Below are 10,199 nucleotides of genomic sequence, written 5' to 3' on the forward strand. Positions count from 1 at the left end.
TGGTCATGCATTTCACCCCGACCAGCTGTTCCTGGCTGAACATGGTGGAGATCTTCTTCGGAATCATCACCCGTCAGTGCCTCAAACGCGGAACGTTCGCCTCAGTGAAGGATCTGGAAGAAGCCATGGAACAGTACATCAAGAACTATAACAAGGACGCCAAACCATTCACCTGGACCAAGTCAGCGGAGTACCTCTTAGGAAAAATGAAACGCAAACAAACCATTAACACGGAACACTAGGGTGGAGTCATGACCGAGCTCGAACCGGACCTTCCCAGAGACTACGCTGCCGCGCTGGCGACTCTGAAAGGCCTCATTCGGGAAGCTCAGCATCGGGCGCAGCGCATAGTGAACACGGCCATGATCGAGCTGTATTGGAACATAGGGCGGACCATTCTGGACAGGCAGGTGACCGAGCAGTGGGGGAGCAAGGTTCTTGACCAGATCGCACGTGATCTGCGGGCAGAGTTCCCGCACATGAAGGGGTTCTCTCGAACCAATGTGTACAACATGCGCGCCTTCGCCGCCGCATGGAAGGGCCCGGAATCAATTGTCCAGACACCGTCTGGACAATTGAGCTGGAGCCACAACGTCGCGCTCTTGAACAAGCTGGACGACGACGAGTTGCGCCGATGGTATGCATTAAGAGCCGTCCAGCATGGTTGGTCGGTGGCCGTGCTGGAACACCAGATCCTCACCAGCCTCCACAGCCGCACCGGTGCGGCCCCGAACAATCTTGAGGCACGGCTGCCCGGAGAAGGTACTGATTTGGCACGGGAGGTTGCCAAGGACCCTCTGGTGCTTGACTTTCTGGGGCTGACCGAGGAAGCACAGGAAGTTGCCATCGAGGAGGCCATGACGCTACGCATGGCGCAGACGCTGGCCGAGTTCGGGCCCGGCTTCGCCTTCGTCGGCCGCCAGTACCATCTCGACGTCGATGGAGATGACTTTTTCATCGACCTGCTGCTCTACCATGTTCCTTCCGACCGTTACGTCGTCGTGGAACTAAAGGCTGGCAAATTCAAGCCCGAACACCTGGGTCAGCTGAATTTCTACGTCGCCGCGGTCAACGACATGCTCCGGCTGCCCAGGCAGGCCCCAACTGTCGGGATCCTCGTATGTGGATCCAGGAACGAGCGCACCGTGCGTTACGCACTCGACGGTTCTGCCCAGCCCCTGACCGTGACGTCCTACACGTACGAAGCACTTCCGGCTGATGAGCGAGCTACTCTGCCATCCCCGTCAGCCATCACCGCAGCGCTCGAGCACGACTCCGCGGGTGCCCCCGAGGCGTAACGCTGGGTGGATCAGCGCCAGGATTTAGTAAGCTCCGCCAAGCTCACGGAACAGCTGCTCGATGGCTTCCTTGGATGTTGCCTCCGACAATTTTTTCTCCAGAATATCGTCGGTTTGACCAGACAACTGGATCGACAACAGCACTCCTGTAGAGTCCTTGATGACAATCGCCGCTCGACGGAAATCCCCATCGTGCTCTCGAACGTAACGCGCCAAGGCAGCCCACTTAGGTGCAGTGTCCGCCAGAGAGTGATTGTGGGGATCTACTAGGTCGATGACCACACCGTCTTCCCCGTCATCATGGAAGAACAAGAAGTCCGGGTAGAGGTTCTTGGACACCTCGGAATCCAGATAGTGCACCGACAGCGCGTGGCTGCCGCCCACGGGGTTCCGGTACCACCCCAACAGCGTGCCAGAGGATTGCTCGGCTTCAAGGACACTTTCCTCCCATCCGGTGAAGGTGTCGGGGAATAGTTTGGTTTCAGGTAACGCGTAGAGGTGGCCCGCATACAACGGAAGCTCCTCGACGAGGCCGGTGTCCTTGTTCAGAATCTCTGTCTTTTGCGAAATCATCTCGGGCATACCGAGGTTGCTGGTCAGTGCCGACCCGATGGGGGCGAAGATGGCTTCAAATTCATGGCGTTGCGTCGGCTTCAGGCGCGCTACCGAGCCGGCCGTGTTACGCCGCCAGGATTCCACCCGTCCGCCGCATTGGGCCTCCAGTGCTTCCCTGGCCTCGGCGGACCGTGCCAGGGCCACAGTCCGGACGACCACTTCATCCCACGCCAGTTCCCCGGCAATGACCAAGGAGGTGCTGTACCAAGCTGCGGCGGCGTCGGGGAGCCGTCGCTTGGCTTCCTCCAGGAGCTGGCGAAGGTTCTTCTGGCTCGTGGCGGCAGTGCGTGCAATGGTCCCTGTGTTGGCGCCGCTGTACTGGTCGAAGGTGGCCATTTCAAAGCTCACTTCGAGCAGCGATTGAGCAACCTTGTCGATGGCCACCCTGTTCTGGCTGTAGACAGAGGCAAGAGTTTCCACGACGACGTTGCGTGATTCCTGGGTATAGGAAGACCCTCCAGGGTGCTCGAAGTCGGAGTTGTCCAGCTGGGTTCCCAGTCGTACCAGGCGGTTCACGTTCGAGCTGAACCGGCGTACCGGCTTCTGCTCCCGAGTCAGCCCAGAGATGGCAGCCCAGACGGCTGCTGGCACATCGGGGTTTCGCGTCATCCGCTTGGGATTCAACTGCACCGGAACCTCGATGTCCGCCGAATCCATGAAGGATTTCACGACCATGGCCACTTCAACCTTGTTGAAGTGCGGCAGGTACAAGTCCACTGCATTCAAATCATCGAATTCCGGCTCTTCGATCTTCTTGGCCAAGGGATTGCGCACCATCCGGCCGATGAGCTGGGCGATCTGCGTGTGCTCCTGCGCGGTGCGCAGAGACACCATCACCTCGGCGCGGGGGCAGTCCCAGCCGGTGGTCAGGGCCTGCTTGAAGATCACGGCACGCAGGTTTCCTGACTGCGAGATCGAGGTCGGGGCAATGTGCTGGACCACCCGCGGCATCTCGACACCGCTCAACCAAGTGACGGTTGTGACGGGTGCGTGCTCGCCGAATGCGTGGGCCACAGAGTCTGCATCGTCAAAGGCGTCGGAGGCGTCGGTGAGTGTCTGGACAATCTCGCCGATCTTCGCCGGTGACGTCAGATCCGGAACCTGGATGGCCAGGAGCGGCACCGGATAGGACGAAGCGCCAGTGGACCGGGCCCACTCCTGCCATTGCCGGTCGGAACGGTCCAGGTCAGCTACGGCCTGACGAATCAGGGTGTCATCGCTGGGCTGGTCGTCCACTGCGTAGCTGACGTTGATGCGCTCCTTGATGAGCCCGGAGGCGCGCACCTTTTGGACATCAGCCACTACTTGCACAAGGGAACGACCTGAGGCGCCGCGCATGGCCTCCTCAAATTTCTTCGGCGTCGCAGAAAGCCCGATTACGATGGGCGCCGGCGGGTTCACGATCGTACGGAAAGTGTCGTTGCCACTTGGCACCTCGATGATCGACCCATCGAGGATTCGTCGCAGAATCGTCGGCCGGCTCCGGTCTGTTGCTCCCCGGTGCGCCTCATCGACCAGGATGATGAAGCCGCTACCGCGTTGCTTGATGGTGTTTCCGATGGTTTCCCACAGCGAATACCTGCGTCCGTCACCGGTCTGGATATGGCGTGTAGCGCCGGTTCCGAGCTTTTGGACGTTCAGGAAATACACGAGCCCGGGGCTGAACTCAGCCTGGTCGAAGTCAGCTTCGACGCTCCGGAGCATGTTCATATTGATCCGGTCCGATGACGCCCGAATCTTCTTGCGTGACTGCTCGTTGAGTTCCCCGTCATCGGTCAGCCATAGGATGGTGGTTTCCGGACGCGGCTCGGAGTCCTCTGCTCCAAAAAGCAGTCCCTCCAAGACCGCGGAAGCAATTACGGTCTTACCCGCACCGGTCGGAGCACTGATCCCGATCGCGGTCTTGCGCTCAGTGCTGGAGCGGAGCCGTTTAATGGCGATGCTGATTTCGTTGAGAGTCTCCTCGACAACGTCGGCCTGGTAGTCGGCAAGCGTGAATTTCACGAATCGCTCCGATTGATTTGGAAGGCATCAAGGTAGGAACCGTAGATGGGCTCAACGGTGAGCTCGTCGCTGAACGCTTCCCCAGCGAGGTCGCCCTGTTCGGGAGAGTCCGTGATGATGAAAACATGCTCGACCTGATTCGGTTTGGTGGCCAGGACTTCAGCCAGTTCGGCTGCCTTCCCGGCATTGAACAGCACAGCCATCGAGGACTCTTCGTTCCATTCATAGGCTGAATCCTCGGTGCGTTGCACCACGGTGCCCACCGCGCCGGATTTCAGCCAGAACAGTGGCGCGAGGCGTTCGTACTCTAGAGCTGCGTGAACCCGGCTCTCCTCAAGGTAGGCGAGGTCAAGGAACTCCACGTTGGCTGGTAGACCGTCAGAGTAGACGGAGCCGTCCTGACGCACACCTGTCACGACTGTCTCGATGCGCGGCTTGGTCACGTTGTGGAATACGCCCTGGGCCTCGTACTCGGCGGAGCCTGGCTGATGACCGGCTTTACGCAGCGCAGCGTCATCTTTGGCTGACAGTTCGTTGTTGGTGACCAGGATGCACTGCCGTGTGCCCTTGTCCTCGGCATTGAGCCGGATGACAGCCTCAGCCGTTGTGCCTGAACCTCCGAAGAAGTCGAGGATCACAGCATCTTTGGGAGCAGTAAGCCGAATCCAGCGCATCAGGACATTGTGATCCTTGGGGAAGGGGAACCGTTTGTCGCCGAGTACCTGGTTTAGGTAGATCGAGGCGGCGCTTCGATCTCGTTGGAACACTGCTCCGGGAATCTGTGTAGAAGCCTCATCGAGATAACTTTTCTCCCGAGGGATCTTCGATTCGGTTTCGCCAAACGCAATCCGTCCGGCACTAAGCCGAGCGAGCAACTCAGTTTCCGATAGCCTCCACCCGTTTGATGGCACTGGGCATTCTCGCCCCGTCGCAGGGTGCAGTAGCGGCTTGAATGACCTATTTGGCCTTTTTTCAGGTGCACCAAGATCTCGGTCTGCATTGAAAACGCGGCCTGTTACCGCCTCGATCTGATTGAATCGCTTGATCCCTGGCGAGAGATCAGCCTTCTTTAGCCAGTCACGAAACTGCACACCCGCTAGATCTGCGTCACCATCGGATGATCTGAACAGTCGCGCGGCTGTATCTATGACCACAGCAAACTCAGGCTTCGTTTCGCGCCATTGAATTCCCTGCTGTGTGAGGGCAGCAGCGCTCTTTGAATAAACGAGCATGTAGTCCTGCCCGGACGAAACATAGCTCGCATAGCTTTTTGTGCCACCATCCCAAACCAGGTTCGCAAGAAAATTCTGATCACCGAAGATTTCGTCCATCAAAATCCGCAGCCGGTGGTGTTCCTCGTCGCCGATGGCCACGATGATGACGCCCGTGGGCTTGAGGAGCTTCTTGGCCAGCATCAGCCGGCGTTCCATGAGGCTCAGCCACTTCGAGTGTCGGAAGCTGTCCTGCTCGGCGACATAGTGGTCGTTGTACTGCCACGTCTTGTTGCCTGTGTTGTACGGGGGGTCGATATAGTGAATATTGGCTTCTGTGGGCTCCACCTGTGGTGCGGGTGAGCACCGTCGCTCGTTGGCACCATTGGTGTGGTTGAGCACCACCTGAAAAGCTCCTTCCACCATGTGAGGGACACGTGGTGGAAGGAGTACCGGTAATGGTACGGAAGATCAAAGCGAAGCTGGTGTTACAGCTTCGCAACCAAGGCTTGTCGGGAAGAGCGATTGAGTCGGCTCATGGAATATCCCGGCACAGCATTCAGGCGGTCCTCGATGCGGCGGAGCTGACAGGTCTGGGTTGGGATGACGCCGCCGAGCTGCCGGAGGCCGAGGTGTATGCGGCGCTATTTCCCGGCCGCGGCGTCCGCGAGAGCGTGTTCGCGCAGCCGGACTGGGCCCGGGTGCACACGGAGCTGGCGAGGGTGGGCGTGACGTTGAAGCTGCTGCACCAGGAGTATGTCGACGCGTCTTCCCGCGCAGGGCAGCCGGTGATGAGTTACGACCGGTTCTGCCGGTTTTATGGCGAGCACGCCGCCGTGACCGGGGCCACGTCCCGGGTCGGCCACAAGGCAGGCCGCAGCATCGAGGTCGACTGGTCCGGGCCCACGATGCAGCTGCTGGATCCGACCACGGGCGAGATCTCGAAGGTGTATTTGTTCGTCGCTTGTCTACCCTTCAGCCGGTATGCGTTCGTGGAAGCGAGCCTGGATATGCGGCAGGAGTCGTGGCTGCGCGCCCATGCTGCGATGTTCGCCTTCTTCGGAGGCAGCGTCCCCCGCCTGGTGCCCGATAACCTCAAGACCGGGGTGATCTCCCACCCTCGCGAGGGAGAGGTCGTTCTCAACGACGCCTACCGCGAGATGGCGGCGCACTATTCGGCTGCGGTATTGCCGGGCAGAGTTAGGGCCCCAAAAGACAAGGCGAGCGTCGAGAACACGGTCTCTCATGTCGCGACCTGGGTCATAGCGGGGCTCCGGCACGAGCAGTTCACGTCCCTGGCGCAGTTGCGCACCCGGGTCCATGAGCAGGTGGATGCCTATAACCGGCAGCCGTTCCAGAAGCGGGAAGGCTCTCGTTTGAGCGTGTTCACCACCGAGGAGAAGCCGCTTATGCAGCCTCTGCCGGCGGTGCCTTTCGAGATCAGCACCTGGACCTACCGACGCAAAGTGGGCAAGAACGGGCACGTGGTCTGGGCGAAGAACTTCTACTCTGTCCCCTTCAGCCACATCGGCTCTCTCGTTGACCTTCGGGTCACGGACACGATGCTGGAGGTCTATCGGGGTGATGAGCGCCTGACCAGCCACCTGCTGCTGCCAGCGACGACCGTGAACCAGTATCAGACGAACGACGCAGACCTGCCCGAGGGGCGCAGCTGGCAGGCCTGGGACCGGTCCCGGATCGACGACTGGGCCTCCCGGGTGGGCCCGGCCACGGCGACGGTGATCAGCAGGATCTTCGAAGCAGCATCCATCGACGAGGCCGGGTTCGACCCGGCGTTGGCAGTGCTGCGCCTATCGCGCCGGTTCTCGCCAACCCGGGTGGAAGCGGCCTGTCAGCTCGCGCTGCGCGGGCCGATCCGGTCCCCGCGATATGCGCACCTGAGACCGATCCTTGACACCGGGCAGGACAAAATCGGGCACGTCCCCGTTGAGTCGGAGGGCGACGATGGCGGTTACGTCCGCGGCAGCGCCTACTACGCCGGAGGGACGCGATGAGCCGCCTGGATACGGAAACTAAACGCAAGCTCCGTGAGATGAACGCCGGCGAGCTGCTCGAGGCGATCGACACCCAGGACGAGACCCTCTCGATCAGTCTGTCGTTCGAAGAACGCGTCCGGCTTGTCGTCGATGACGCCTACTCGACGTTCTCGCATTCCAAGGTCGCCGGGCTGATCCGACGGGCGGGGCTGCGTTATCCGAACGCTGATCTGCGTCGCATCGATCTGCTTGACGAGCGCGGTCTGAACCAGCAGGTGTTGGCCCAGCTCGGCACCTGCTCGTTCGTGGACCGGCAGCAGAACGTCGTCTTCCAAGGGTTCACCGGTTCGGGGAAGTCGTATCTGGGCTGCGCGATCGCGAAACGCGCTTGCGAGCACCGGGTCCGCGCCCATTACGTTCGAATGCCTGACCTCGAGGAGGCCTGGGTCGCCGCCCAAGACGCCGTCGGCGGCGCCGGGAAGTTCCTGCGCAAATACGCGGCGTTCACCCTGCTGGTCATTGACGAGTGGCTGCTGGACAAGCCCACGGAATCGATGCGCGGCATGCTGCTGGAGTTAATGGAGCGCCGTTACGGCGCAACGTCGACCGTGTTCTGCACCCAGTATTCACAGAAGGACTGGCACCAGCGCCTCGGCTCCGGTGTTCACGCGGACGCGATCATGGACCGGATCATCCACAACACGATCTGGGTTGAAACGGGCACCTACAACATGAGGGAGCACACCGCCCTGGCCCGCGCCTAATGACAGAGAGCGTCAGTGGCGCCCAGCCACACCACCACTGGCGCTCTCTCGCACGATCGATGGTGTTGAACCGCACGATCGGGTGGTGCTCAAAGCCTCAAATACTCAATATAGATCAGATCCACGGATTCAGGGTGAGTGTATCCAAGCATTTCGAGGGCGTGAAAGTTCTCTCCGTTGATCACCACATGGGCTGGATCTTCCTGGTTGCCGGCGTGCACGGAGCCCACGGTCTTCAGACCTGGGAAGACTACCTCGCCGAATTGCCGGGCAGCGGTCACGTTCGCGACCTTCTCTTCGGTCACGTTTCCGTACTCGTCGGCAAGAGCCACCGTGTCACCACTAATGGCACGCACTTTATGGAATGTGCCGTCGACTTCGCGGATGACGGTGCGACCTCGGCGGACCTGGGCTTGGGGCATCCGGATGCCTTCGGGAGAGTGCCTTTCAAAGACGAGCCCGAACTTCTTGGTGGTGCGCTCGTACTCGGCCTTCAACTTCGCCCTCAGAGTTTCGTCCGTCACCTCGTTCAAGTAGACCTCGAACATGCTTTTGGACAATGAAAACTCCTCGAAAATCGCCGCGCACACCGGATACCCAGCCTCATGTCTATCAGCAAATGAGTAGCGCGCCGGTCAATCTTGATCTTTCAGCTTCGTCCGTGGCACAGAGCCGGCACCGAAATCTTCACCACTTATATTCACTAACCGGAAACCGGGTGGCATATGCGAAGGTAAGTGGACCATCTACCTGGGGAGATACACCATGACAGCTGTGCCCGATAACCTGCGAAGAAGATTCCAGGAGTGGGACGCGAACGGCCGTCCATCGCAGGAGGCCTTCAAGTGGGAAAAGAAGAACTGGCAAAAGTACCTCGGCCACAGCAGCATTTTAGAAGCTCTTCCAAATCCCATTGACCGCGCTGGCGTCCTGGAGACGTTCAAGCTCGTCCATGACCCCGACTCGGCTCTCGACGCATACATCGCCAGCTACCTCTGGGGCTATGCCAAGGCCGGCTTTGGCCCATACCGCGCCGCACGGGTCATCCGTCTGAACACGGATCCTGAAAAGGGAAAGCACTTCGCGGTCGAACTGCACACCCTCTCTCAGATCGCGATGGCCAATGGCGGGACCGCTGCGTTCGAGCACGTCGTAGACAAACGACAAGCCGATAGGAAGTTCTTCGCTCAGTGGGGACCGGCCTTCGCGACAAAGTTCATCAGCTTCGCTACTAAGGCTTCAGACCAGGTGGCTACCACCCCGATCATGGACAGCATCGTCGCTGGATGGTTCGGTGAACACTGCCCAGAGATTGGCCACCTGTGGCTTACCTGGCATAGCACCAGTAGCTACCGTCGATACACCGAATGCATGGCCGAATGGGCAGAAGACCTCGGCATTGAACCCGAGCAGGTCGAACAGCTCATCTTTAGGCAGGACTGAGCGCGGAGGGGACTTGAGCTCCCGGAAGGATCCTGCGTTGCGTCGCTACGCGTGCGGAACTGAAATCCTTTGCTGAGAGGGTGAAATGGCAATGGACGAGTGGCCATGATCCGTGAGTTCGCAAGGTGGCAATTGACTGGTCTGAACCTCTTTGCTCAGCGTATAAGGCCCTCAGTTGGGTCCTCGTCGAACTGTTCAAGGTGGCCAGAAACACCATGTACGGGATAGATTCATCAGGAACTTTGCATCTGACGGGGGAATGTTGCTACCAAAACTTAATGCCGAAGGATTCCTTGCTCCGGAGAGCTCGCCGTACCCGGCAACGATGGAAGAAATCAAAGAACTCTTCGTCGACCAAGCCCCGTATCAACAACGGCGAGCGATGATCTACCGGGCGCTCCACCTCTTCATCGATATAGTCTGGGAAACAATTCCGGAGGCCAGATTCTGGATCAACGGAGGATTCACCACCCATAAGAATTGGGCTGCTCCCGAAGACGCGGATGTGGTGGCCATAGTTCCCATCAAGAAGCTCAAGCTCTGTCTAGCGGATTCGATGCTGCCCCTTTCTACCCTTCAGCATGTGACCGCCGCCCAACCCAATGCTCAGACCCTGAAGCTTCATCCGTTCGGCGGCCTCCTCGACACGTTCTTCATCCCGGACATGCCTGCCCAACTCAGGACGTGGGACGATACTTGGAGCAAGGTCAAAGGCCCTGACCGAAAAATCATTGCTGGCAAGCGAAAGGGCTACTTGGAGGTGACGCCGTGAAACTGTCAGACGAAACTCGAAACAGCATGCGTCTCCTTCGGGAGGCCTTGAATGAGACCACCGGGATCAAAGAGCTGGATCTCATGTCGTGGTCT

The 10,199-nt window shown here is 59.4% G+C and carries 9 protein-coding genes; 6 read left to right on the forward strand and 3 right to left on the reverse strand.

The genetic code is table 11. The features are described 5' to 3' along the window. Nucleotides 1-242, forward strand: a 242-nt coding sequence (locus tag IV498_RS15225) for an IS3 family transposase (RefSeq protein WP_269047943.1), incomplete at its 5' end; no start/stop codon positions are given. Between the two features lie 9 nt (nucleotides 243-251). Beyond that, the gene (locus IV498_RS15230; RefSeq protein WP_269047944.1) at nucleotides 252-1,298 is read left to right on the forward strand and encodes a PDDEXK nuclease domain-containing protein; all 1,047 of its coding nucleotides are present in this window, start codon (nucleotides 252-254) and stop codon (nucleotides 1,296-1,298) included. A gap of 24 nt (nucleotides 1,299-1,322) precedes the next feature. Here the strand turns inward: IV498_RS15230 and IV498_RS15235 are convergent, their stop codons facing one another. Further along, complete coding sequence (locus IV498_RS15235; RefSeq protein WP_269047945.1) at nucleotides 1,323-3,917, reverse strand: DEAD/DEAH box helicase; 2,595 nt, start codon at nucleotides 3,915-3,917, stop codon at nucleotides 1,323-1,325. Beyond that, nucleotides 3,914-5,533 carry a site-specific DNA-methyltransferase gene (locus IV498_RS15240; RefSeq protein ID WP_269047946.1) on the reverse strand — a complete coding sequence of 540 codons (1,620 nt, stop codon included), beginning with the start codon at nucleotides 5,531-5,533 and terminating at the stop codon, nucleotides 3,914-3,916. Before IV498_RS15240 ends, IV498_RS15235 begins: the two co-directional genes overlap by 4 nt. 53 nt (nucleotides 5,534-5,586) lie before the next feature. On the opposite strand from IV498_RS15240, the gene istA reads away from it, so the two are divergent. Both istA and IV498_RS15250 read left to right on the forward strand, forming a co-directional pair. Beyond that, entirely contained in the window at nucleotides 5,587-7,143 is a 1,557-nt protein-coding gene (gene istA / locus IV498_RS15245; RefSeq protein WP_269047947.1) for an IS21 family transposase, read from the forward strand. Beyond that, on the forward strand, nucleotides 7,140-7,889 hold the full coding sequence (locus tag IV498_RS15250; RefSeq protein ID WP_269047948.1) for an ATP-binding protein: 750 nt from the start codon (nucleotides 7,140-7,142) through the stop codon (nucleotides 7,887-7,889). The genes istA and IV498_RS15250 overlap by 4 nt, the downstream gene beginning before the upstream one ends. An 89-nt stretch (nucleotides 7,890-7,978) precedes the next feature. Here the strand turns inward: IV498_RS15250 and IV498_RS15255 are convergent, their stop codons facing one another. Further along, nucleotides 7,979-8,437, reverse strand: coding sequence for a hypothetical protein (locus IV498_RS15255; protein ID WP_269047949.1), 459 nt, complete (start codon nucleotides 8,435-8,437; stop codon nucleotides 7,979-7,981). 217 nt (nucleotides 8,438-8,654) lie between these two features. Here IV498_RS15255 and IV498_RS15260 point away from each other — a divergent pair, with 217 nt between their 5' ends. After that, nucleotides 8,655-9,332, forward strand: coding sequence for an 8-oxoguanine DNA glycosylase OGG fold protein (locus IV498_RS15260; RefSeq protein WP_269047950.1), 678 nt, complete (start codon nucleotides 8,655-8,657; stop codon nucleotides 9,330-9,332). A gap of 259 nt (nucleotides 9,333-9,591) precedes the next feature. After that, nucleotides 9,592-10,104: a DUF6932 family protein gene (locus IV498_RS15265; RefSeq protein ID WP_269047951.1), complete on the forward strand. Its 513-nt coding sequence runs from the start codon at nucleotides 9,592-9,594 to the stop codon at nucleotides 10,102-10,104. Nucleotides 10,105-10,199 lie beyond the last annotated feature (95 nt).

The organism is Paenarthrobacter sp. Z7-10, assembly GCF_026932795.1.
In the GTDB taxonomy this organism is placed as follows: domain Bacteria; phylum Actinomycetota; class Actinomycetes; order Actinomycetales; family Micrococcaceae; genus Arthrobacter_M.

Bases quoted from the DNA above. Each gene is read 5' to 3' on its own strand.
- IV498_RS15230 (WP_269047944.1), top strand. From the start codon at position 252: ATGACCGAGCTCGAACCGGACCTTCCCAGAGACTACGCTGCCGCGCTG.
- istA (WP_269047947.1), top strand. From the start codon at position 5,587: ATGGTACGGAAGATCAAAGCGAAGCTGGTGTTACAGCTTCGCAACCAA.
- IV498_RS15265 (WP_269047951.1), top strand. From the start codon at position 9,592: ATGTTGCTACCAAAACTTAATGCCGAAGGATTCCTTGCTCCGGAGAGC.
- IV498_RS15255 (WP_269047949.1), bottom strand. From the start codon at position 8,437: ATGTTCGAGGTCTACTTGAACGAGGTGACGGACGAAACTCTGAGGGCG.
- IV498_RS15250 (WP_269047948.1), top strand. From the start codon at position 7,140: ATGAGCCGCCTGGATACGGAAACTAAACGCAAGCTCCGTGAGATGAAC.
- IV498_RS15260 (WP_269047950.1), top strand. From the start codon at position 8,655: ATGACAGCTGTGCCCGATAACCTGCGAAGAAGATTCCAGGAGTGGGAC.